19 protein-coding genes and 1 pseudogene are annotated in these 24912 nt (G+C 56.0%); 15 read left to right on the top strand and 5 right to left on the bottom strand.

Features of this window, described 5'->3' with window-relative positions; all coding sequences use genetic code 11:
• Nucleotides 1-48 precede the first annotated feature (48 nt).
• A complete protein-coding gene (locus GOV80_RS22520; protein WP_214647963.1) occupies nt 49-4368 on the bottom strand; it encodes a CHRD domain-containing protein in 4320 nt (1439 codons plus the stop codon).
• Between the two features lie 266 nt (nt 4369-4634).
• On the opposite strand from GOV80_RS22520, the gene GOV80_RS05900 reads away from it, so the two are divergent.
• Complete coding sequence (locus GOV80_RS05900; protein ID WP_170783234.1) at nt 4635-5561, top strand: LysR family transcriptional regulator; 927 nt, start codon at nt 4635-4637, stop codon at nt 5559-5561.
• 155 nt (nt 5562-5716) lie between these two features.
• Nucleotides 5717-6412: a superoxide dismutase gene (locus GOV80_RS05905; RefSeq protein ID WP_170783235.1), complete on the top strand. Its 696-nt coding sequence runs from the start codon at nt 5717-5719 to the stop codon at nt 6410-6412.
• Nucleotides 6413-7324: 912 nt separating this feature from the next.
• On the opposite strand, the gene GOV80_RS22725 is transcribed toward GOV80_RS05905, so the two are convergent.
• Nucleotides 7325-7666 carry a TniB family NTP-binding protein gene (locus GOV80_RS22725; RefSeq protein WP_419555618.1) on the bottom strand — a complete coding sequence of 114 codons (342 nt, stop codon included), beginning with the start codon at nt 7664-7666 and terminating at the stop codon, nt 7325-7327.
• Between the two features lie 101 nt (nt 7667-7767).
• Between GOV80_RS22725 and GOV80_RS05915 the strand changes: the two are divergent.
• Nucleotides 7768-8010: pseudogene (locus GOV80_RS05915) on the top strand (transposase); the annotation flags it as partial.
• 391 nt (nt 8011-8401) lie between these two features.
• Entirely contained in the window at nt 8402-9613 is a 1212-nt protein-coding gene (locus GOV80_RS05920; protein ID WP_237215669.1) for a DUF3179 domain-containing (seleno)protein, read from the top strand.
• A 53-nt stretch (nt 9614-9666) separates the two neighbouring features.
• On the opposite strand, the gene GOV80_RS05925 is transcribed toward GOV80_RS05920, so the two are convergent.
• The 3 genes from GOV80_RS05925 to GOV80_RS05935 all read right to left on the bottom strand — a co-directional run bounded on the left by GOV80_RS05925 (nt 9667) and on the right by GOV80_RS05935 (nt 12271).
• Nucleotides 9667-9921: a hypothetical protein gene (locus GOV80_RS05925; RefSeq protein ID WP_170771785.1), complete on the bottom strand. Its 255-nt coding sequence runs from the start codon at nt 9919-9921 to the stop codon at nt 9667-9669.
• Nucleotides 9922-10118: 197 nt separating this feature from the next.
• Nucleotides 10119-10802, bottom strand: a complete 684-nt coding sequence (locus GOV80_RS05930) for an urea carboxylase-associated family protein (RefSeq protein WP_336510125.1) — start codon at nt 10800-10802, stop codon at nt 10119-10121.
• Nucleotides 10803-11221: 419 nt separating this feature from the next.
• The gene (locus tag GOV80_RS05935; protein ID WP_170783239.1) at nt 11222-12271 is read right to left on the bottom strand and encodes a LacI family DNA-binding transcriptional regulator; all 1050 of its coding nucleotides are present in this window, start codon (nt 12269-12271) and stop codon (nt 11222-11224) included.
• A gap of 100 nt (nt 12272-12371) precedes the next feature.
• Here GOV80_RS05935 and GOV80_RS05940 point away from each other — a divergent pair, with 100 nt between their 5' ends.
• The 11 genes from GOV80_RS05940 (at nt 12372) to GOV80_RS05990 (ending at nt 24900) form a co-directional block, all read left to right on the top strand.
• A complete protein-coding gene (locus GOV80_RS05940) occupies nt 12372-13904 on the top strand; it encodes a sugar ABC transporter ATP-binding protein (protein WP_336510126.1) in 1533 nt (510 codons plus the stop codon).
• An 11-nt stretch (nt 13905-13915) separates the two neighbouring features.
• On the top strand, nt 13916-14935 hold the full coding sequence (locus GOV80_RS05945) for an ABC transporter permease (protein ID WP_170783240.1): 1020 nt from the start codon (nt 13916-13918) through the stop codon (nt 14933-14935).
• 20 nt (nt 14936-14955) lie between these two features.
• Nucleotides 14956-16002 carry a substrate-binding domain-containing protein gene (locus tag GOV80_RS05950; protein WP_170771789.1) on the top strand — a complete coding sequence of 349 codons (1047 nt, stop codon included), beginning with the start codon at nt 14956-14958 and terminating at the stop codon, nt 16000-16002.
• Between the two features lie 118 nt (nt 16003-16120).
• The gene (locus GOV80_RS05955) at nt 16121-16882 is read left to right on the top strand and encodes an ATP-binding cassette domain-containing protein (RefSeq protein ID WP_170783241.1); all 762 of its coding nucleotides are present in this window, start codon (nt 16121-16123) and stop codon (nt 16880-16882) included.
• An 11-nt stretch (nt 16883-16893) separates the two neighbouring features.
• Nucleotides 16894-18021, top strand: a complete 1128-nt coding sequence (locus GOV80_RS05960; RefSeq protein WP_170783242.1) for an ABC transporter permease — start codon at nt 16894-16896, stop codon at nt 18019-18021.
• 83 nt (nt 18022-18104) lie between these two features.
• Nucleotides 18105-19250 (top strand): substrate-binding domain-containing protein, encoded by a 1146-nt coding sequence (locus GOV80_RS05965; protein WP_331252101.1) that lies wholly within the window; start codon nt 18105-18107, stop codon nt 19248-19250.
• Between the two features lie 75 nt (nt 19251-19325).
• Nucleotides 19326-20288 (top strand): hypothetical protein, encoded by a 963-nt coding sequence (locus GOV80_RS05970; RefSeq protein WP_170771795.1) that lies wholly within the window; start codon nt 19326-19328, stop codon nt 20286-20288.
• The gene (locus GOV80_RS05975; protein WP_170771796.1) at nt 20285-21289 is read left to right on the top strand and encodes a 4-hydroxythreonine-4-phosphate dehydrogenase PdxA; all 1005 of its coding nucleotides are present in this window, start codon (nt 20285-20287) and stop codon (nt 21287-21289) included. Before GOV80_RS05970 ends, GOV80_RS05975 begins: the two co-directional genes overlap by 4 nt.
• A 10-nt stretch (nt 21290-21299) precedes the next feature.
• Nucleotides 21300-22475 (top strand): L-rhamnonate dehydratase, encoded by a 1176-nt coding sequence (locus GOV80_RS05980; RefSeq protein ID WP_170771798.1) that lies wholly within the window; start codon nt 21300-21302, stop codon nt 22473-22475.
• 3 nt (nt 22476-22478) lie between these two features.
• Nucleotides 22479-23387 (top strand): dihydrodipicolinate synthase family protein, encoded by a 909-nt coding sequence (locus GOV80_RS05985; protein WP_170783243.1) that lies wholly within the window; start codon nt 22479-22481, stop codon nt 23385-23387.
• 1 nt (nt 23388) lies between these two features.
• Nucleotides 23389-24900: an aldehyde dehydrogenase (NADP(+)) gene (locus GOV80_RS05990; RefSeq protein WP_170783244.1), complete on the top strand. Its 1512-nt coding sequence runs from the start codon at nt 23389-23391 to the stop codon at nt 24898-24900.
• Nucleotides 24901-24912: the final 12 nt, after the last annotated feature.

Raw genomic sequence — 24912 nt, forward strand, 5'->3', positions numbered from 1 at the left:
TAAAGGAATGGAACGGCGGCGACCGTCTGGGCCGCCGCCGTGTTTGGGTTAAACCAGAACGTTGTCTTCGTTCAGGTCGGCAAGCTGAGTACCCAGCAGAGTGATGCTGCCTTCGGCACCCAGGTCGATGACAACGTCATCACCGTCCTGCGACGCGACTGCGGCCAGATCCTCGAAGTCGTCGAGGTCGAACGCTGCCGAGGTCAGGTCCAGTGTGTCGCCGTTGGCAAAGGCTTCAAAGTCAGCGATGACATCGTCGCCAAAGCCAGCTTCGAAGACAAAGGTATCCGCACCGCGGTTCCCTTCCAGACGGTCATTGCCAGCACCACCGTTGATGATGTCATCACCGGTACCACCGCAAATGTCGTCATCACCTTCGCCGCCATCAATGACGTCATTGCCACGACCACCTTCGATCATGTCGTTGCCCAGGCCGCCGTCCAGGATGTCGTCACCGCGACCACCGTCCAGAGTGTCGGCACCATCGCCGCCCTCCAGCAGGTCATCACCGTTGCCGCCATCCAGGTTGTCGTCACCCAGACCACCGACCAGATCATCGTCGCCGTTGCTGCCGATGAGTTGATCGTTTCCGGCTTCGCCATCCAGATCATCATCGCCATTGCCACCGTCGACCACGTCGTTGCCTGCACCGGCCTCAACGATATCGTCGCCGTTGCCAGCTTCGATCTCGTCGTCACCAACGCCGCCAACCAGATCGTCATCACCATTGGTCGGAGCGACAACTTCTTCTTCAGCGAAGATAAAGTTCTCGGCCACCAGCTCATCGGGGCTAACCCCTTCGAGAGTGATCTGATCACCATTGCCCAGGTCGATTACGGTGTTCTCACCATCGGCTGTGATGCTGAGCTCTTCGAGCTGCGTGACACCGAAGTCTGACACATCCAGGAAGTCACCGTCTTCGATGCTGGCCGAGAAGTCCGCCACGACGTCGAAGCCCGTTCCACGACGGAACGTGAACGTGTCGCGGCCAGACCCACCGATCAGGGTATCGTTGTCGGCACCACCATCAAGGATGTCGTCGCCACGGCCACCATCGATGATGTCGTCGCCGGCACCACCGAACAGTTCGTCATTGCCACCTTCTGCAATGTCGATCACGATCCGCAGAAGCTGCTCTTCACCATTGTTGCGGGTGAAGTCCCCTTCGATCGGGTCAACAATCGTGTTGGCAGCGGTTGTTCCACCCAGAATGTTGACAGGCTCACCATCCGGATTGCCTTCCGAGCCGTTGAAGCCCGGGTGCGCACCCACGACGCCGTTCTCGGCAGTACCCTGATCGCGCGCGGTCTGGTTGAGGAAGGCTGCACCTTCTTCATTGTTGACCTCGGTTCCCGCATCCAGAACATCGTTGCCAAAGCGTTCGATGACAATCGGGCCAATGAAGTTGCCTTCTTCGTCAAAGATGGGATCAGCCAGCGCGTCATCCGGTACGGCAAGGAAGGCGTCGTTGGAAGGGATGATCATGGTTGCCCAAGTAAAGAAACCTTGCCCAACCTGATCAGGATTGACGTTCAGCGTGAAGCTGGCCGTTTCACCCGGATCAATCGGTCCCGGAGCACCGATGCCGCCGATAATTGTCGCATCAACACCGTTGTCACCAACCTGCTGGTTGAATTCAGCCGCGATACCTTCGACGCTGCCGTCTTCGGCCAGACGTTCCAGACCCAGGCTGGCTTCTTCACCAACTGTGAACAGATCAAAGTTGGCGCCATCGTGGAAACCGAACCAGACGGGTGTCAGGAAGGTTCCGCCTTCACCCAGTGTGTTGGTCACCGACACCGTGATAGCTTCGCCTTCACCGACAGCATCGCCGCGGATGATATCGTTGCCGGCACCGCCGTTAATGACGTCGTCACCAGCAGCGCCTGCCAACAGGTTGTCACCATCGTCACCAGTCAGGAAGTCGTCGTTGACCGACCCGGTCAGGTTTTCGATGCTGATCAGCTGGTCCGCAACCGCATTGCCGTTCGGCGCTGCATAGGTCGCAGTACCGTTCGCCAGGTTAGCTGTGACCGAAGACCCGATGTCTTGGAAATCAGCAGTGTCGATTCCTTCACCACCATCGGTGATGTCGTTACCGCCGCCGCCTTGCAGGACGTCATTGCCTTCGCCGCCTTCCAGAATGTCGTTGCCACCACGGCCAACCAGCAGGTCATTGCCGATATTGCCGGTCAGGGTGTTGGCGCCACTGTCACCAAACAGCTGGTCGTCATTGGCAGACCCATCCAGGTTTTCGAACCCGTCGAAGGTCTCGAAGATCGTGACGTTTTCATTTGGCGCGTAAGATGCGCTTCCTGTTGCCAGATCCGCAATCACTTCGGCACCGATGCCCTGGAAGCTGTTGGTGTCGATACCTTCGCCACCGCTCAGGTCATCCAGACCCCCGCCACCAGCGATGAAATCATCACCCGCACCACCGTCGATGGTGTTCGGAGCAGCACCTGTCGCAACAATCTCGTCATCGTTGGACGAACCGGTGATGTTTTCGATGCTGGTAAAGGTTTCTTGGATCAGAGGACCATTTCCGCCACCGCCATTGTATTCGGCCGTACCGCTGCCATCAGCAGCCAGCGTGACACGAACACCTGCGATCGTCGGATCTGCGGCGCCCACGTTGATGTTCGAAAAGTCGTTGGTGTCGAAGCCTTCGCCGCCATCGATGATATCGGTACCGCCGCCACCGATCAGAGTGTCATCCCCTGCACCGCCGTTAAGAGTATCGTTGCCACCCAGACCGCTCAGAACATCGTCGCCGTCCAGGCCGTTCAACACGTTGTCGTTCGCGTCACCGATCAGTACGTCACCGTCATTCGATCCGATGACGTTTTCGATGCTGTTCAGACTATCGGTTTCAGATACAGCAAAGGTCACTTCTTCGATGTTGGTCACGCCCGAGGGGTTCTCGGAGACTTCGTCGGCACTTGCCAGGATGCCACCAGCGTCAACCAGCGAGTCGCGCACAACCGGGCCATTCTGACCGGCGGGCGCGTTATGCAGGTGGATCGCCGAAACCACGCCTGGGATCGGGGTCAGCAAGTCGGATACGGCCAGACCGGTTACCGACAGTTCGGACGAGTAGGTTGCGACACCGTTTTCAACAGTAACGGTCACGGTCGCCAAGCCGGTTGCTTCTGAATCCGACAACGGGCCGGGCTCTTGAGCTGCGTCCAATCGTGCGGTCAGAACCAGTGTGCCGTTCCCTTCAGGGTCCAAGTTGTTTTGAGAAACAAGCAACTGACCACGGATCTCACCACCGGGGAAATCCTCGGTGTGGATGTTGTAGTACAGGTTTCCAGCCAGCGCTTCGTCGACCAGGCTGTCCTCAGGATCACCGAAGTTCACGAAAGGTGCATCCTCGATCGAAACCGAAAACCCTGTCTCACGTGTTGCTGTGCCTGCACCCAGATCAACTTCGACAGGAACATCGATGTCATTGAAGGCTGCAGTATCGATGCCTTCGCCGCCATCCAGCGTGTCATCGCCCAGACCGCCGGTCAGAACGTTGTCATTCTCGTCACCGATCAGGTTGTCAGGGTCATCCGAACCGATGATGTTTTCGATGCTGGTCAGAGTGTCAGTTTCCGAATCCGGAGTGGTCACTTCTTCGACATTCAGAACACCCGACGGGTTTTCCGAAACCTCTTCGGCGCTTGCCAGTTCGCCACCGGCATCAACCAGCGAGTCGCGCACAACCGGGCCGTTCTGGCCGGCGGGTGCGTTGTGCAGGTGGATCGCCGAAACCACGCCTGGGATCGGGGTCAGCAGGTCGGATACGGCCAGGCCGGTTACCGACAGTTCGGACGAGTAGGTTGCGACACCGTCAACAACAGTGACAGTGACGCTGGCTGTACCTGTTGCCAACGAATCCGACAGCGGGCCGGGCTCTTGTGCAGCATCCAGTACTGCGGTCAGAGTCAACGTACCGTTGCCGTCCTGATCCAGGTTGTTTTCGTCAACCACCAACTGACCACGGATCTCACCGCCGGGGAAATCGGCTGTGTGGATGTTGTAGTACAGATTTCCGGCCAGCGCTTCGTCAACCAGGCTGTCTTCAGGATCACCAAAGTTTACGAAAGGCTGATCTACGATCGAAACCGAGAAACCTGTCTCACGCGTTGCTTCACCTGCGACCAGATCAACGTCGACGGGCACGTCAATGTCATTGAAGGCTGCGGTGTCGATACCTTCGCCACCATCCAACATGTCATTGCCCAAACCGCCAGTCAGAACGTCGTTGCCTCCGAGGCCTTCAATCTGATCATCGCCGCCCAGACCGTTGATAATGTCGTCTTCGGGCGTTCCCATCAGCATATTGTCGTTCTCGTCGCCCTCGATAATCGGGCTCATTATTTCATCAGGGTTCATTTTACACTCCAAGCTAATAAGCAAACGCTGATGCGCTCACGCGGCGTTACCTGAGCTTGGGAAAACTCGTCTCAACCATTCAAAAATGAAGGGTGGATCATCAATTGAGAAGGGACCTCGGATAAAACGTTAAGTCTTAGAAAAAATTGTGAAATTTTTTTCCAATCACGAAACAACAAGTAAAGTTGAAGACGGTTTTTTTTCTGTTGAATTGTGAAAAAGTAAGTAAAGAACAAGGGTGTGGACAGATGAGCAACAACGCGGCGACAGACGCATTAGAAAAGATTCCGGTACAGGACTGGGACTTGTTGCGCTTCCTCGTTTCGGTCGCGAGTTCAGGAAGCATCGCAGGCGCCTCGTCGCAATTGTCCGAAAGCCCGGCAACGGTCGGGCGAAAGTTGAGAGACCTGGAAAAAGCGCTGTCCCTGCCGCTGTTTGATCGCGGGACAACGGGCGTCGCGCTTACACCAATTGGCGAGGATATTCTGAAAATCGCGCAACGGATCGAAACGGAACTTTGCCATATGGGCGAAGTGGCGCGCGGGCATCGTGACTTCAAAGGCAGCAGGGTGTCGGTCGCTGCGCCCGAAGGGTTCGGTGCGTCGGTGCTGGCGCCCAAACTGATCGAATTTCACACGTTGAATCCGAACATCAAGATCGACCTCCTTTTGTCCAATCAGAAGGTAAATTTGCACAACCGCGAGGCTGACATTGCCGTTCGTCTGGGTAAGCCAGAAGCGTACAGAGTGAATGCGGTAAAGCTTGGGACAGTAAAATTTGGTATTTACTCGTCACGGGAATACCTGTGCGACCTTGAGCCGATCCATACGCTGGACGAATTTCTGGGGCATAACGTGGTCGTCGCCACTGGCGCACTTGGAAACACGGTCCAGGAAACCGAGTTCCGAAAAATAACGGATCAGTGCAATATTGCGGCCAGAACAGATAACGTAAACGCTCAACTCTCTGCAGTCAAAAGCGGACTGGGGTTTGCCGCACTGCCGAAGTTTATGGCCGGGGACAATCCAGATTTGATTGAAGCCCTGCCTGGCTTTTTAACGCAATCACTGGATCTTTGGGTTCTGACCCATAGCGACATCGCCCCCTATCCACATGTCCAGACTACGCTCGAATTTCTGGTCGACCTGTGCAGTAAGGTTGTAGAACCTGAGTAACCCGCGCGGTAGACGGCCTACCGTGATCCGCAATCGCCTTGTCCCAAACGAGCTGTGCGGCGATTTGTACACCAACTCTTTCGAATAAAAGCCTCAGACAGGTGTTTTTGAGACATCTGTCGGCTCAATCGGCAGGCAATGGAAAGGATCGAAAAATGTCTCTAACGCGTCGCGGTTTTCTTGCATCTGCCGGCTCGGGTCTGTTGGTTGCTGCAGCCCCGGCTTTTGCAAAAAAAGCAAATGCCGCCGAAATCTACACACTCCCGTCCCTTGATTACAGCCACAGTGCGCTGGAGCCTGTAATTGGAGCAGAAACGATGGAGCTGCACCACGGCAAACATGCTGCCGGTTATGCCCGCAACTTGAATAAACTGATCCCCGGAACCAGTCTTGAGGGCCAGTCTCTGGAAGATATCATCAAGACCGCGGCTGCGGATCGCGGGACATATCAGACCGTTTTAAACAATGCAGGCCAGCACTGGAACCACACCGAATTCTGGAAAATGCTGGTTCCGGGCGGCACCGGCGTGCCCGGCAGCCTGCAGAAAAAGATCGAGAGTGATTTCGGAAGTTTTGAAGAATTCCGCGAGCAGTTGGTCAATGTATCCAGTAAACAATTCGGTTCTGGTTGGGGCTGGCTGGCCATAGACAACTCGGGCAAACTAGTCGTTTTGTCGACGCCAAACGGTGAAAACCCGCTTGTGCACGACATGGTCCCACTCTTGGGTATCGATGTTTGGGAACATGCCTACTACGTCGACTACCGCAATCGCCGCAAAGAATACGTTGCTGCTGTCGTCGACGGTATCGTCAACTGGGAGTACGTGAACGCCCGCCTGGCCAACGCATAGTTTTTTGTGCGGACTGCCAAAAGCAGGCGATCCTCCTGATCGCTGTGCCTTGTGGCGGGTGTCTTAACCGAACTAATCATCAATTGAACGGCCATATTTGCATCAATATGGCCGTTCACGCATTAAGCCGCGACACCAAGATTGCAAGACGCAGACAAGTTGCCGGACATTTGGCCCGGTTTTTTCCCTTAATTCACGGGTATCCACAGGCCACCGGCGACCTATTTCGAAGGTGCGATCCGCCTTTACACCGATTTGTTCGATTGCCTTTTTCACCGCTGCCAGAAAATCGGGTTTCGTTATGTTCTCAGAGTTTCGTGCTGGCAACCGGGTCTTCTGAAATGTGCGATCATCTTTTGCCGGGGCTAGCGAACTGCATGAAAGGTGAACGAATTGATCGAATATGTTGCGTCGATCAGCGAATGCCAAACCTGCCGTGGGACTAAGACACATCGCAATAGATACAGCCGCCAATGGTCGCTTCATCACTAGGTGCACGGCAGCGAGCATAGCAAACTGGTCATGGCCAGACTTGGAGCAGAACCTCGCGTGACGAAGTTCTACCCGTACGACCTGTAGCGCCAAATCCACTCACCGACCAACATGCTGACTTCCGAGGCAATATAGTTGCTCCAACCAGGTTGCGCCTTTCAAAGCTCGGACTTTCAACCGCATGGGAACTTGAAACTCTTCGCCTGACGCTGTGCTGAGAGGTAATAAGCAAGTAGCACAGGACTTACAGGTCATAGACCTAGCGTAGCGCCAATGACGCAGAGAGATACCAGGGACTTTTTGCGTGTAAGTCGGACAGTTGTGAAACTGTCTGAGCAGGATACACATTCGACTGGAAACGCCATTGCTCGCGACAGCCGCCCGCGAGCTAGTTGTGGACTTCGTCGATCATGATGGTCTTCAGAGCTTATGTCTCGCAAATGGCTGAGGGCACGCGCGCCCAGTTTGGACACCGTGTGTCGCCCCCACATGGGCGCCGATCGCTGCCAGAACGTGCGGACCAAGACGCCCATTATCGAGTGCAGGAGGCGCCTGCATTAACAGGATCGGTGTAAGGGTGACGCCAATATCTGCTTCGTATCTTGTTGGGTACAGGTTTTCCATTCGCTTCGCGATCATGGTCTTTCCTATCTCTGAGCTGCAGTAAACCATGAGGCCTGCCATCCGAGGCTGTCTAGGCTCAGGACCAATTGACTTCGATTTGCTGCGTGATTCATCGCGTTCGAAACGAGCGTTGAACATGTTAGATCGGGCGCACCAAGGGTGGCATGAACGCAAAGTGACATGCGGTTTGTGACAGATGAGCCATGGTGCGCCATTGGTTTATGCACAAGGGCGAATGACGCCCTTTGAAACTATTTGTCTTCGCGGGTCAGGTCAGCGACAAAACTGGTGTGAAAGCATTAATCGGCAGTCTGTCAAATGTCGAATGGGTGCTGGGTGACCGCGGCTATCGTGCCGATTGGATCAGAGAAACGGTGAAAGAAATAGGGATTGGCGCGAGCGTCCCGGGTCGCAAACAGCGCAACACTGCCGTCCGATACGACAAGAGCCGCAATCGGATCGAGATCATGTTTGGCAGATTGGCGCGCTGTATTGAAGGCTCTGCTGGGGCCTTGGATTGGCCCGCTTGCCTCGGTTCACAAAGCTTGGCGCAAAAGTGATTTTGCCTGCGTGCGCAGATCGTCCAACCTTTCGCGGGGCGCCACGCAGGGTCGTATTGCTGAAACAACGACATTCAGGCGCGTATGTGCTCAGACAATGGGTGGGGTTATGGAGACGGTTGATCAAAAAGCTTTGTTGATGACACGCAAAAGCCATGCTTTTGGGTGCCTTCTTTTTGCAGCGTCGTTTCTTATTTTGACTTTTATTTACTCGGAGCCGTTGCAGGCACAAACGGCAAAGCAGTTGCCTGAATACGTGATAGAAGAGTTCGGCCACCCACCAGATCTGCCGACGGACCCGCTGAGCCCTGCGATGCAATTTGCGCTTCGGGTTGCGTTCGTTGACAGCGTTGTTCTGTCGACATGGGATGAAAATCAAAAGCTTGCACTAGCTGAAATCGCATCTTCTGGTGACCCGCGATTGGCGTGGATCATCAGCGATTTGATGCGATTTGTGCCCTCAGAACAGTTGAACACAGAACTGACGACTGCCGCTTCAGCGCTCTTGGGGAAAGAGATCAGGCTGGATAACAGCTGGGGTGACTTGACGGACCATCTTATTGCGTGGGACATTCCCGCACCGCCTGAATATCTTTCGTACAAACGGTCGATTTTCACCAATATCGTACCCGGATGGGAACGCATCTTTGTCGAAGGCGACATCGACTGGAGGATGGTATCCTGGGGCGGAGTGCTTATTGATGACCGCCTCTATGACACGACTGACAATGGATGCAATTGTATCCCCGCCGCCGACAACCCACAGACCAGCAGTGCCAAAGACGCAACTTGGTTGCAAGACGACGACGTCGTTTTTGGCATTTCTATAAATGGGGAACATCGGGCCTATCCGCGTCGTATTATGGAAGTGCGCGAGATGGTAAACGACACTTTGGGTGGTCGCGATCTCGGTATTCCGTACTGCACTTTGTGTGGGGCTGCGCAGGCTTATTTTACCGACGGTTTGCCCGAGGGGATCGAGCGCCCGATTCTGCGGACTTCGGGGTTGCTGAACCGATCCAACAAAGTGATGTACGACCTGAACACCTACTCTGTGTTTGACACGTTCTTGGGTCACGCCGTAACGGGCCCCTTGGCCGAGAAAGGCTTGCAGCTTGATCAAGCCACAGTCATCACTACCGACTGGGGCACGTGGAAAGCGGAGTATCCGGATACCACGGTTTTGCTTGAGCGCTATGCGCTGGGTCGCGATCCCGATTTCCGCAACGGACGGGACGCAAACGGCCCCATCTTTCCGATCGGTGATGTCGACCCGCGTTTGCCCGTTCACGAGGATATCATTGGTGTTTTGACAGCCTCGGGCAAGCCTGTTGCATTTCAAAGAAGCACCGCGCTTTTGGCTTTGCAACGCGGAGACGAGATTGTTGTCGAAAACGTTCGGTTGGAAATTACGGCCGGCGGGATTAGGGCCGTAGGCAAAGACGGATCAGACCTTGGCAGCCACCAAGCCTTTTGGTTTGCTTGGTCTCAATTCCACCCCGATACAGAATTGTGGCAACGGTAGCGGGTGTTTTGGTTCGTCTTTTGGAACGCCTTCATCCTCAATTGGGTCGCTTCTTATTCCGCGGCTCGCAACTCACGAACCAGATCAGCGTTTTCAAACTCCCAACTCTTGAAGCGTCTGTAGGCAAGGATGTTCTGCTGCGCTGTCAAACGCGTTTCTTCGCTGTCCAAACTATCATGGACAAATATCCGTTTGGCTTCTTGATAGGCGTTATTGCATGCAAAGCGTTCTGATTGAGTCAATTTGTCATCGACAGCAAGAGCCGTGCATTTGTAATAAATACTTAAGAGAGCAATAAGTTCGACCATCTCTGTCACCTTAACACAATGATCGTTGAAACAGATTTCAAGATATCGCGCGTTTCACAGGATACTGTGTTTTGCACGAGGCCCCCGTTCGCGAGGTGTGGCCACAAAGTGCTCTAATACTTCACCCGATATTTCGGACGGCGCTCGCCTATGCTTTGACAACTCGTCTTCAGAACTAGTTTTTCTGCGCTGTCGGTTCAGCCCGCTGACACAAAGAATTCCAGTTTGTCCGGCGCAACCCCTTCGCCGTTTACAGGCGTCATGTCCTGAGGGCAGGCCGACATCACGGCGACCAGATCGGCTTCGGCCCGCAAAGATATTCGATCGCCCGCCCGCGCGACCGGAGTTTCAAAACTGGTTGATCCGTCCGGGTTGAGCGGCACATTCATCCAGATGTTGAACGGGGCGGGGATGAGCGGCGCTTTCAGCCCGATAGCGATAAGCGCCATGCGCAGGTTGTCCGCACAATTGTCGTGATACCCTTCACATTCCAGTTCGCGGTACCTCGCGTGGTCACAGCAGGCGATAACTGTGTCATGCACGCCTGGCGAAGTGTCCGCGACGATAGTCAGCAAAGACCTCCGCTGGTTGCTGACAAGGGCGTCGCCAACCTTTGGAAAGATTGATGCAATCGAAGTGTGCAGATGAGGCATCGAAAGATGTTCGTTTAGGTTCTCGGCAGCGAAGGCGAAGAAGTCACAGACCTGATGACCACTTGGATTTACGATGTTTAGAACCTGCCCCCGCGCAAGCCTGACAGCGATACCGCATCGGGCAGGTATTTTGTAGGTTCGCCCCACTTCCGCAGTCCCGTCAGCTGAGATGGCGATATCAAGGCTCTGGTTTGACCCGTCCGGGATCGAAATATCGGCTCTGCTCACGTCAATCCCCCTTTTCTAGGAACAATAAGACCGATTCATTCAGCTGCGAAGTGCTATTTAGTTCGCGTTCCGGTCGCCTGACTTTTTGCTTCTTACTGCTACCGGTGGGTACTTTGTTCTTAACTCAAGAAAGATTCAGGCGTTGACTAAGGCAGTAAAGAACTGGAGCGCAATTTTGCTGTGGCTTGAGGGGCAATAGCGAGGCTTGGCACTATGCCACGTTGGAGCCTTCAAAGCTGTGAACAACACCATAGCCCCGCTGGTTCGGGCTTAGACTTCAGTTCACTCACACCTTCGCTTTGATAGTATGCGTGCTGCGAATATTTCCTTTGGTTCGCTGCGCCTCCTCGACGATGCCCGCCGATCAACGGAAGTAGAGGGCCGATTACTGGCATACATTCCTCGCACCGCTTCGGTGTTTACTCAGCCGATCTCGACTTCCTTACTGTGCTCCCTGGAATAAGTCGAAACCCGACATCCGTAGTGGACTTGGCTGGTTCACCGTTGATCTGAGCCAGAACCATCTCGGCTGCGATCTGGCCAATCTTAAGGTGGGGAACTGCGATTGATGTCAGCCGATAAGGTTGTATTGCCGAAATTGGCAAATCGCCCCATCCGGCGATGCCGATATCTTCCGGAACGCTCAGGCCGATTTTCTGGGCATAGTGAAGCCCGCCAATCGCCATGTTGTCGTTCTGATAGAATATGACTTCGATATCGCGATGCGAGGCAAGCAGCTGCTCGGTGCCGTAGAACCCGGTGTAAAACCCTGGCGTATCTTTTAGGAGCAGTTGTTTTTCCAGTCGGCCGTTTGCATCCTCGATGGCTTTAGAGAAGCCGTTAAGGCGTGCGGTTGCCGCGTTCGCCACGTCATGAGATGTGCCGACATAGCCGAATTTTTGGTAATTCATTCCGGCCAGATAACGACCCATGCTATAGCCGCTGTCAAAGTGGTTCAGCCCGACGCACATGTCCAAAGGGCTGGAATTGAAGTCCCAGATTTCGACCAAAGGAATGCCAGCACCGCGCAACATCTGGATCGCTTTCTGGCTATGTGAGCGACCGGTAATGATCAGCCCGGCAGGTTGCCAGGACAGTACGGTCTCAATCCATTTTTCCTCATGGTCGATTTCATGCTCGGTCAGTCCCAGCACCGTCTGGTGGCCAAATGCACCAAGTTTTCGGTCGATGCCTTCCAGAACCTGCGCAAATATTTCGTTGCCCAGTTCAGGGATGCTGACCCCGACAAAAGTGGATTTTTTGTCGCCCGCAAAAACCGTCGCTAGCCGATTCGGTAGGTAGCCCAACCTGTCCACCTCGGCCATAACCTTCGCGCGCGTTTTTTCCGAAAACCCGCCTTCATCGCGCAGGACTCGACTGGCCGTCATCTTAGACACACCCGCAGCTTTTGCCACCTCGGCAAGGCTTACTTTATTGTTTTTACTTGATTTATCAGTGTCGCTGCTCATTTACGTTACGGGTAACTCTTTTTTATTGACAATGGGCGGGTCTGTGCGAATGCTAGCGTAACGTTACGGGTAACTCAATACGATGTTGAGGAGCATCAGGGTGACCCAAGTCCAGGAGGAGACAGCCGTGCCCGGCACAGCGCAAAACAATCTGTTCTTTGACGGGATAAAGAAGCATTTCGGAGGCACCTATGCGCTGCGCGACGTGTCACTGAATGTCGAGCGCGGAGAGATTGTTGCCCTACTGGGAGAAAACGGAGCCGGGAAATCGACCCTCATCAAAATCCTCGGCGGAATTCACAAAGCGGATGAAGGGCGGGTTTTGATCAACGGTGAACCCTACGAACATCGTCCAGGCGGGTTCGGCGAGCGTCAGTCCGTGGCGTTTATCCATCAGGATCTCGGCATGATCGAATGGATGACCGTGGCCGAGAACATTGCGCTTGCTCTGGGCTATTCCCGAAAAGGCGGTTTGATCAATTGGAAATCCGTGGATAGCTTTGCACAGGACGCGCTGGACAAGGTGGGATGTGAATTCGATCCGACCACGCGGGTTCAGGACTTGTCGCGGACCGAGAAGTCTCTGGTCGCGATTGCCCGCGCTTTGGCCGTAGATTGTGACTATCTGGTGCTGGATGAACCAACCGCATCCCTACCTGCGGACGAGGTCGAACGACTGTTCGAAGCCCTCCGCCCGTTGAAGGAACAAGGCGTCGGCATGATCTATGTGTCGCATCGGCTGGATGAGATTTTTCAGATTGCTGATCGGGTTGCCGTGCTACGAGACGGAGAGATGGTCGGACTGCGCAGCATTGACCACACTACACCCGAAGAGTTGGTTTATATGATCGTCGGCCGCAAGACGCGGCAGGTGATGAAACCAGACATGCCGCCGGGTGCAACGTTGCTTGAGGTGTCTGGCCTGAACATGGAAGCAGCGCACAACGTCAGCTTCCAGTTGCAGACAAATGAAATCGTCGGGCTGGTTGGGCTGCGCGGGGCGGGTCATGAAAACGTCTCGCGCGCGCTGTTCGGGTCGGAAGGGTTTAGCGGCCAGATAACCCTGCATGGTGAAACGCCTGACCTGAGCACGCCGCAAACAGCGATGGCATCAGGGATCGGGTTGGTTGCGCGGGACAGAACTGAAGAGTCCGTCGCCATGTCACTGACCATCCGAGAGAACACGTTCCTGAACCCTGCCGCGATCGGGCGGTCGCTGTTGTCGTTCATGAGCCACAAAGCTGAAACAGAGAGCGCCACCCGGATCGGTGCGGACGTCGCCTTGTCTCCCAATGATCAAAGTATGGCGATTGAAAGCTTGTCGGGCGGAAACCAGCAAAAGGTGGTCATCGGACGCTGGCTGGAAACCAAACGCAAGCTGTTGATCTGCGAAGATCCAACCGCGGGGGTTGATGTTGGTGCGAAAGCAGAAATTTACGCGCTGTTGAACCGTGCAATGGAAGAGGGCGTCGGCATCATCGTCGTTTCCACCGATTTCGAGGAAGTTGCAGCCATCTGCCATCGCGCCATTGTCTTCAGTCAGGGTCAGATCGTGCGCGAATTGACCGGAACCGAACTGACCACTGAAAACCTGATACAAGCTGCTTCGGCCTCGAACGCCGTCGCGAGTTAAGGAATACGAGAATGCAATCGCTTGAATCCAATGCGCTGGAACCAACCAAGGCCGAGCTGAAAGATGTTTCGCTAAAGACACGGATCCTCAGGTTCCTACCGGTCTATGGCCTGGTTTTGCTGACAGGTTTTCTGATCATCCTGTTTTCCATCCTGCTGCCAAACACGTTCCCGACCCTTTTGAATCTAAGGGCGATTATTTCGGACAAGGCGATTATCGCGCTTTTGTCGCTGGGGGCGATGATCCCAATGGCGGCGGGTCGTATCGATCTAACCGTGGGATATGGGATCGTGCTGTGGCATATCCTTGCGATCTCGTTACAAACCACGTTTGAAATTCCATGGCCGATTGCCGTGGCAATCGTCCTGTCGCTGGGTTTGCTAACCGGGTTCCTGAACGGACTGCTGGTCGAGGTGGCCAAAATTGACAGCTTCATTGCGACCTTGGGCACGGGCACGGTGCTGTACGCTCTGGCACTGTGGCACACGGGCGGACGTCAGATGGTTGGGGCGTTGCCGGATAGTTTCTACGCAATCAACGGCACCTTCGTGTTCGGCCTGCCAATCACGGGGTTTTATGTGCTGGGTATCACGGTCGCGATGTGGCTGATCCTGGAATACACGCCGATTGGCCGGTATCTCTATGCGATTGGGGCCAATCAGCGCGCTGCGCAACTGAACGGTATTCCGACCCGGAAATTCGTCATCGGCGCTTTCATGTCTTCGGGGCTGATCACGGCTTTTGCCGGAGTGCTGCTGGCGTCGAAATTGCGGATCGGGCAAGCCTCGGTCGGTCTTGAATTCCTGTTACCTGCTTTGGTTGGGGCCTTTCTTGGGTCCACGACCATCAAGCCGGGACGCGTGAATGTTTGGGGAACAGTCGTGGGTGTCGCGATCCTGGCTGTTGGCATCTCGGGCATTCAGCAATTCGGAGGATCCTTCTGGGTCGAGCCGATGTTCAACGGTGTCACGCTGCTGATTGCAATCGGTATTGCCGGTTACGCTCAGCGTCGCAAAGGCGCTCAAAAGTAAACGGCATAAGGGAGGAGATTATGCTGAAACGGACTTTCATGGCAGTATCCGCTGCTGCGCTTCTGACGGGTTTGGGACTTCCGGTGACCGCCGAGACGGCGTTCGACGGCCCCACCAGCGGACCCAAAGCCGCCGAGGGTAAATCCATTGTCGTCGTCGCGGGCGATCTGAAAAACGGCGGTATTCTGGGCGTCACCAATGGCGTCGAGGAAGCCGTCGGAACCATTGGCTGGGACGTGCGCGTTCTGGACGGTGCGGGTTCTATTCAGGGCCGGACCGGGGCCATTGGCCAGGCACTGGCTTTGCAACCTGACGGGATTATCATCAACGGCTTCGATGCCATCGAACAGCAGGCCGCGTTGGAAGGCGTGGTGAACGCAGGCATTCCGATGGTGGCCTGGCACTCCGGTCCCAAGATCGGGTGTGACGCACCCGGAGGAATTTTCGCCAATGTCTCGACCGATGCCATGACCGTCTCTGAGGTGGCCGCGGAATGGGCGATGGATGACGGCGCCGATGGTGTTGGTGCCATCATCTTCACCGATTCGACCTATCAGATCGCCATCGACAAAGCGGACCGGATCAAGGAAACCATTGAGGCTGCCGGCGGTACGGTGCTTGAATATGTCGACACGCCCATCGCCGATACCTCGGCGCGGATGGGGCCGCTGACCACCAGCCTGTTGCAGAAATATGGTGATCAGTGGACCCATGCGCTTGCAATCAACGATCTATACTTCGACTTCATGGGGCCTGCATTGGCGGCGGCGGGTATCTCGTCCGAAGATGGGCCGCAGGCTGGGTCTGCTGGTGATGGATCAGAGGCCGCTTTCCAACGTATCCGCAGCGGCAACTACCAGACAATTACAGTGGCCGAGCCGCTGAACCTGCAGGGCTGGCAATTGGTCGACGAGTTGAACCGTGCCATTCAGGGCGAGCCATGCTCGGGCTATGTCACGTCGCCTGCGTTGGTGACCGAGGAAGGTTTGGCAAAACTTGGCGACAGCAATCAGTTCGATCCCGACAGCCCCTACCGCGAAGCTTACGCAAAGATCTGGGGCAAGTAAGCGAACAGGCGACCCCTGCCTGAATCGGTAGGGGCCTCGTTCAAAAAATGACACAGCGCACAGCCAACTCAGCGGTCTTTTGACCGCCATGGCGGAGCTTTGCGCAGAGGAGGAAACCATGAGCGACCAGCCATTGGTTCAAATGCAAGGAATAACCAAACGTTTTGGCGGTGTGACGGCGCTGCAGGATGTGGATCTGACCGCATATGCGGGCGAAGTGCTTGCTATTGTTGGAGATAACGGGGCAGGTAAGTCCACCCTGATCAAGATTTTGACCGGAGTGTATCAGCCGACCGAAGGCCACATTCTGATGGATGGAAAACCGTTGGAGATGGCCAGCCACTCTGACGCAATCGCGAATGGCATTGATGCGGTTTATCAGACTTTGGCGTTGGCTGATCATCTGTCGCCGGCAGCGAACATGTTTCTTGGCAATGAGTTGACCAAGAACGTTTTCGGCATTCCGTTTCTGGACAACAAACGCATGAAGACCGAGGCCGCGCGGGTTTTGGAAGAACGCCTTGGTGTCCGGCTGCGGTCAATGGATGTCATGACGGAAAGCCTTTCGGGCGGTCAGCGTCAGGCAGTTGCCATTTCGCGTGCGGTTTATCACGAAGACCTTCGCTTGCTGGTGATGGACGAACCCACCGCAGCTTTGGGTCCGCAAGAAACCGCGCGGACGCTGAAACTGATCAAGGCGCTGCGCGAACAGGGTCTGGCCGTAATACTGATTTCACACTCGCTTGACGACGTCTTCGAGGTCGCCGACCGCGTTCATGTGCAACGCCGAGGGCGCGCCGTTGGCGTTGTCAAAACTGCGGATAGTTCCGTTCAAGACGTACTGGGCCTGATTGTCGGCGCCCAGGATGCGGCCGCGTGAAGGAGAACGACATGTCCGCAACCACCACAAATCCCGAACAAAAGACCATCATGGACCGGCTAGAGCCCTATCTGGCGTTCATTGGTCCAATGGTAATGATCTTGGCGATCCTCATCTTTATGGGCATTGCTGAACCCGCGCGATATTTCCGTCTGACCAACCTGAACCTGATCCTGCTGGACGCGGCGCTCTATATGCCGATGGCCATGGCGATGACTTTCGTTATCACCCAGCGCGGGATCGACTTATCTATTGGCTCAATCGCGGCGCTGTCCGCGATCCTCATGGCGTTTTTGGTCAAACAATACGGGTTTCCCGCCTGGGTCGCCGTTCCTCTGGCAATTGTCCTTGGGGCGCTGATGGGTCTGATCAATGGTCTGGTCATTACCCGGTTCAAAGTTCCCGACTTGATCGGCACACTGGCGATGGACCTGGTCTATCGCGGTCTGGCGCTGGTGATTGCCAAAGGTCTGGTTCTGGCCCGTTTCCCGGACCTGATCACGGAAATTGGACGGGGTCAGATCCCGGGCTTTATTCCAGTCCCGGTGGTCCTGGGGCTGATTACAATGGCCATCGGCTACGTGGTCCTGACCCGCACTTATTTCGGGCGCTACACCATTGCTATCGGTTCGAACCCCGAGGCCAGCGAGATGACCGGTGTCGCCGTCGATCGCCACAAGATCTATGCCTATGTTCTGATGGGCGCTGCAGCAGCCATGGCTGGTGTCATGCTGACCGGAAAGCTGAACGCCATTCAGGCAACCTCGGCCCCCTATTTCAATCTACACGTCATCGCTGCGGTTGTTGTCGGCGGTACGTCCCTGTTCGGCGGGCGTGCCTCGATGATTGGATCTTTGGCCGGGGTGTTGTTGCTGTCGATGATGATCAACGCGCTGGTGACCCTGCGGATCGAATTCTTCTGGCAATCCGTCGCCTCGGGTGTGGTGATAGTCAGCTCGGTCGCACTGTACACCTGGATGCAAAAGAAAGACCGGGACGGGGCGCATGGCCTGATGGCGGCTCTGCGCAGCAAGGAGGCGCAGAAACTCATCCGCTTCTCTGCAGCGCTGATCGGCGCCCTGATCCTATTGCTGGCCCTTGGGGCGGGACTGGCAACCGAGCCTGCGCCAAGCGGCTAAGGCAATCAAAGTGGTGCGCCCGGAGGTAGGAGTCCTGGCGCACCTGCAAGACCCCACAATGTTCGCGAAAGGGAGGACTTACCGTGAAACAATTGAACAAAGCACTACTGACGACAAGCCTGTTTTGCCTGTGTGCCGCTTCGGCCATGGCGGAAACCAAGCTGCCTCTGAAGGAACTGCCCGGCATCGGCGACCGAGATTACTGGGTGCCCGGCGAAGTGAATGCCGAGGGCAAGCTTGAGGCGCTTCAGGCAACGACTGGCGCGGAAGCCGTGAAATACACCGGTACGCAGGATGCGCCGTTGCAGATTGCGCTGATCTATCCGTCTGCGGATACGTCCGATTTCTGGGCGCGTAATTATCTGGCGATGACAAAACGTCTGGAAGAGCTGGGTATTGAATACGAGACGACCGAGTTTGCCAGCCGCCAGATTGAGCACAGCCTGCAATCGACCTATGCCAACCAGGTGGTTCAGGATGCAGATCTGTATGACTTCGTGATCTTCGGGCCGTCAGAACTGGCCATTCAGGCCGACAATATTGACAAGATGGCAGGCAATGACGGCTTTGCGACCTTTGTCTGGGCCTTCCACACACCGCCCAAAGACCTGACCAATCAGCCCGATGCGTGGTTCGACTTCAGTTCGGCTGCGGGCGCACTGACCATGTGCGACTACATGCTGGAGCGTCTTGGCAATGATGTGACCATGGCGATGAACCGGGGTATTCCGGGCATCACGGACGATCAGCGCTCGGGTGATTTCAAGGCCTGCGTCGAGGAGAAAGGCAATTGGAACACCGTTTACGAACACTACGGCGAGTATCAGCGTGAAGGCGGGTTCGAAGGCACCAGCCTGATCCTGCAAGCCTATCCCGAGGCTACAATTATCCACAACGCCAACACTGCAATGGCGATGGGATCGGTTGAGGCTCAGGTCGCGGTCGGCAAAGAGAAAGACGTGTTCTCAACCGGCTGGGGCGGCACAGGCCTTGAACTGGATGCCATCCGCCGGGGTGAGCTGGATGCTACGCCGATGCGTATGGGCGATGACGTTGGGGCCGCCACGGCCGAGGCGATCAAGGCGCATCTGGAAGGACGTCAAGACGAACTGCCCTTTGTTTTCCTTGGCCGGATCACGGTTGCTCATGATCAGATGAGTGCCGAAGAACTTGACGCGCTGGAACAGGAAGCCTTCCGCTTCTCAGGCGTCGGGGCGCTGGAACGCTAAGGAGTGCGTCTGTGGCCGATATGTGAGTGGTCGGCCACAGACACCTCGACAATCTACTATTCAGATGAGGTCTACATGGCGCAGTCCATGATGTTGGTTGAAAAATGCAGCCATCGAATAAGCTGGTACGACATAGACACCGGCGCATCGCAGGGGTGTCTGGAGCTGCCGCAGTTCCCCCACGAGTTCGTTGTGGATGACGAATTTCGTTATGCCTATGTGGGTCACTACGGTGTGCAGAATTCAGACATAGCTGGCAATCACGGCCGCTCGGTCATCGTGATTGATATCCGAGAGAGAAAAATCGTTCACGTCTACGATCTGGGTGAACACGCGCGACCCCACGGGATTGGGCTGGATGGGCAGGGGCGTCTCTACGTCCTGTCGGAATGGTCGGGTCACTTGCTGGTCAAGGAAAACCCTCGCGCTTTCGACCAGGGTTGGGATCACATCACGCCAACAGGGGGCACCAAAGGGCACCTCTTTGCGCTGACCAAAGACGGCCTGACGGCTTTTGCGATGAATCTGACGTCAGGCGACGTTACCAAGTTCAATCCTTACGACGCCTCGATCGAGCCTATCTCGATCAAGACCGGACAAAAGCCCGAAGGGCGCTGCCTGCGTGAAGAAACAGCGACGCTTTATACCTCGCAACGCATTTCGAACACAGTGGCTGTAATCAATACGAAGACGCTTGAGATCGAACGCACGTTTCCGACGCCCAACGATCCCTGCCGCATCTACTACGATGAAAAGCGCAATCGTCTTCTGACAATGAACCATTTTGGCAGGTCGTTTTCCGTTTTTGACGAAGCGACAGGCAAGCTGTTGCACGAACAAAAAACACCAGCGAACCCTTTGGCCCTGTGTATCGACGACGAAGCGGACTTTGCCTACATCGCAGTTGATTGCGAACAGGTGCAGCGGTTCGACCTTGATACGTTCGAGGTGGTTCAAACTTTCGACACGGGCAACGAGCCAGATGTCATGGTCATCTTGCCCGATGGATTTTCGAGACATTGGGAGAAAGCGGCATGACCAAACCCCGCATTGCAATTGTTCCCGGCGACCCTTCGGGTATCGGGCCGGAACTGATCGCCAAACTGCTTAATCAGGAGGGGGTGCAGGACGCTGCCGATATCGTGCTGGTTGGTGACAGTCACCTCTGGCAGCGCGGTGCCGCGCATGCGGAACTAGATGTGCCGCTAAATACAATAAACGAAGTGTCGGACCAGCCGGGCCTGATCCATCTTGAGATGGACACGATCTCGCCCGGGGATGTCCAGCTTGCTGAAGTAACGGTTGAGGGCGGCACGACCGCGTTACGCTGTCTGGACAAGGCCATGGATCTGGCGATGGAGGGACAGGTCGATGGCATTCTGTTTGGGCCATTCAACAAGGCGGCAATGACCGCCGCAGGGCTGAATGCCGAGGATGAGCACCGCTATATGGCGCGCTATATGGGACATACTGGTTATCACTCGGAACTCAACGTTCTGGATGAGCTGATGACGACCCGTGTAACTTCGCATATCGGCCTCAAGGATGTCGCGGCCAATATCACAGAAGAGGGGGTGTTGAAGGCCGTCAACCTGGCCAATGACACGCTGCGCAAGGCGGGTAAGGCGCGCCCCAACATCGCGGTCGCGGCGCTGAACCCGCATGCGGGGGACAATGGCAAGTTTGGCCGCGAGGAGATTGACATCCTCGAACCCGCTGTGCGCCAAGCACAGGAAAAACAGTTGAATGTAACGGGCCCATGGCCTTCGGACACGGTGTTCCTCAAGGCGCAGCGGGGCGAGGTCGATGCGGTCGTGACCATGTATCACGATCAGGGCCAGATCGCGATCAAGCTGATGGGGTTTGAACGCGGCGTGACGGTTGCAGGTGGCTTGCCCATCCCCGTTGCCACACCGGCTCATGGCACCGCTTTTGATATCGCCGGACAGAACAAGGCCAATCCGGGCGCAACGCGGCAGGCATTCGACCTGCTGGTGCGCATGGCCAAAACACATCGCGCCGAACGCCGCGCGGACTGAGAGGACAAAGATGACCAAGATTAAATCCGTACGCACCCGCGTCTGGAACTGGACCGGACCGACCGTCCCGCCCACCGGCAATTTCTGCACCAACGCGTCGGACGTGCTGTACGAAAAAGGCGATGCGATGTCGTCTTTCCGGTTTCACCAATGGCTGACCTGCGAGATCGAAACCGAAGACGGCACCATCGGCATCGGCAACGCAGCCCTCGCACCCTCGGTGGTGAAGGCCGCCATTGACGAATGGTTCGCGCCATTGGTGATCGGCGAGGACCCGTTCGACTATGCCTATCTGTGGGAAAAGATGTACCGCCGCAGCCACGCCTGGGGGCGCAAGGGGATCGGGATGATCGCGATCTCGGCCGTTGATCTGGCGATCTGGGACCTGATGGGCAAACTGGCGGGTAAGCCAGTGTTCAAACTGCTGGGTGGCCGCACCAAGGAAAAGATCCCGGTGTATTACTCCAAGCTCTACTCTGGCCCGATCGATGTGATGCAGGCCGAGGCCGCCGAGGCGCAAAAGAACGGCTATTCCGCCTATAAAATGCGGTTCGGCTGGGGGCCGAAGGACGGCATGGCGGGCATGCGTGAAAACCTCAAACGGGTCGAGGCCGTGCGCGAGGTCATCGGCTATGACGTCGATCTGATGGTCGAATGCTACATGGGCTGGAACCTGGACTATGCCAAACGCATGCTGCCCAAGCTTGTTAAATACGAACCGCGCTGGTTGGAAGAACCCGTGATTGCCGACGATGTTGAAGGTTATCGCGAGCTGAATGCGATGAACATCGTCCCGATCTCGGGCGGTGAGCATGAATTCTCGATCATCGGGTGCAAGGACTTGATCGAGAAAAAGGCCGTCAGCGTCCTGCAATATGACACCAACCGCGTGGGCGGTATTACGGCGGCACAAAAGATCAACGCGATTGCCGAGGCGCATCAGATACCGGTCATCCCGCATGCAGGTCAGATGCATAATTATCATCTGACCATGGCCAACGCGAATTGCATGATCAGCGAATATTTCCCTGTCTTCGACGTCGAGGTAGGTAACGAGCTGTTCTATTACATCTTCGAAGGTGACCCCGAGGCGGTGGACGGCTTCCTTGATCTGGATGACAATAAGCCCGGTCTGGGGATTGAGATCACGGACAAACACCTGAAACACTTTGAGATTACGGAGTAGTCCATGAGCTATACCGGTATCTGGCCCGTTGCGCCGACACCATTCCACGAAGACGGAACACTTGATCTGGAAGGGATGAAGCGCGTTCTGGATTGCCTGATCGATCAAGGCGCGGACGGGATCTGCGTTTTGGCTAATTTCTCAGAGCAATTCCTGATCTCGGATGAGGAGCGCGCGATCCTGACCCGGCTCAGCCTTGAACATGTCGCGAGCCGCGTGCCGATGATCGTGACGATCAGCCATTTTGCGACGCAGATCGCAGTGGAACGGGCCAAATTCGCCAAAGATCTGGGCGCGGACATCGTGATGATGATGCCGCCCTATCACGGGGCGCTTCTGAAGGGGACCGCGCAGCAGACCTATGATCAGTTTGCAGCCGTGGGCGAGGTCGGCATTCCGATCATGGTCCAAGACGCGCCCTTGTCGGGCGTTGATCTGCCGGTGCCGTTGCTGGTGCGGATGGCGCAAGAGATTGAGATGGTGAAGCTGTTCAAAATCGAATGCCCTCGCGCCGCGAACAAGCTGCGGGCGCTGATTGCCGAAGGCGGAGAGGCGATTGAAGCACCCTTTGATGGCGAGGAAGGCATAACCTTACTGGCCGATCTGGATGCAGGGGCGACGGGCTCAATGACCTCAGGCATGATCGTGGACCAGATAAAGCCGGTCATCACACATCACCTTGCAGGCCGTGTAGATGAGGCGACGGCGGCCTATGGCCGGGTGGCGATGGTGATCAACCATGAAAACCGCCAATGCGGCTGGCAATCCTGCAAAGCGGCGATGGTCGAAGGGGGCGTCATCGGGTCCGAGTTCTGCCGCCATCCCATTGATCCGCTGCAACCGGCCATCCGAGACCGGTTGATAGACCTTTTAAAACCGCTGGACCCAATGGTCCTGAATTGGGGAAAATAAAATGATACTTGGACAAAATCTGATCGACGGCGCATGGGTCGGGTCAGACAATCTGCGTGCCTCAGACGATCTTGACGGCCAAAGCTTTGCTCAGGCCACCGCCGCGCAGGTGGATGACGCGTGCCGCGCCGCACGTTGCGATTTCCGCGCTTACTCGGGTAAATCGCGGACCGAGCGCGCCACATTCTTGCGCACGATTGCCGAACAGATGGATGTGCTAGGTGACGAGATCACGCAAACCGGCATGGCTGAGACAGGCCTGCCCGAGGCGCGGCTGGTGGGTGAACGTGGACGCACAACGGGCCAGTTACGCATGTTCGCAGATCTGATCGAAGAGACTGGGTATCTCGATATACGTAAAGAAGGCGCCCTCCCTGACCGGACACCTCTCCCTCGTCCGGATTTGCGCCTGACGCACAAAGCAATAGGTCCAGTGGCCGTGTTTGGTGCGTCGAACTTCCCGCTCGCCTTCTCCACGGCGGGCGGGGACACCGCCTCGGCCCTTGCTGCTGGGTGCCCGGTGATCGTCAAGGGACACAGCGCTCATGCAGGCACTGCTGAACTTGTAGGACAAGCCATTGCCAAGGCGATCGAGATTTGCGGCATGCCAGCTGCTACATTTCAGATCTTGCAAGGATCAGGGCGCGAGGTGGGTTCCGCCCTTGTTCAGCAACCCGAGATCACTGCCGTCGGTTTTACAGGATCACTCGCCGGGGGCAGGGCGCTTTATGATCTATGCCATGCGCGTTCAAACCCTATCCCCTTTTATGGTGAGCTTGGCTCGGTCAATCCTATGTTCTGCCTTCCAGACGCGATGCGTGCCCGCGCGACCGAGATCGGCGCTGGCTGGGCCGCGTCTCTGACCATGGGGGCCGGACAGTTCTGCACCAATCCCGGGGTTGCCGTGATGCTGAAAGGCCCGGATGCGGATGCATTGGAAACCGCCTGTGTCGCCGCGCTGAACGACACGGCAGAGCAGAAAATGCTAACAGACGGAATCCTTGGCGCTTATGAGCAGGGGGTTCGCGAATTCCGCGATCTGATGGTCGAGGTTACGTCTTGCAGTGCCGCGACGGGTAAACGCGCCGCTGTGCCTGCTTTGTTCAAAGTCAGTGCGGCGGAGTGGATGGCGAACCCCAAGCTGCAGCACGAAGTATTTGGTGCTGCTGGCATTATCGTCTTGTGTGACGACACAGAGCAGATGCAACAGCTGGCGGAATGTCTGGAAGGACAGCTGACGCTGACCTTGCATCTGGACGACTCGGATGCCGCGTTGGCCAAGTCACTGATGCCCATTCTCGAGGAAAAAGCAGGTCGTTTATTGGCAAACGGCTATCCCACCGGAGTCGAGGTGTGTTCATCAATGATGCATGGCGGGCCCTATCCGGCCAGCACAGATGTCCGTGCGACCTCCGTCGGCACACTGGCGATCGTACGCTGGCTGCGCCCGGTCAGTTATCAAAACATCCCGGACGCATTGCTGCCGGATGAATTGAAAGGCCTAAGTGCCTGACGGTCGCAATCG

It is taken from the genome of Ruegeria lacuscaerulensis (genome assembly GCF_013034685.1).
Lineage (GTDB): Bacteria > Pseudomonadota > Alphaproteobacteria > Rhodobacterales > Rhodobacteraceae > Ruegeria > Ruegeria lacuscaerulensis_B.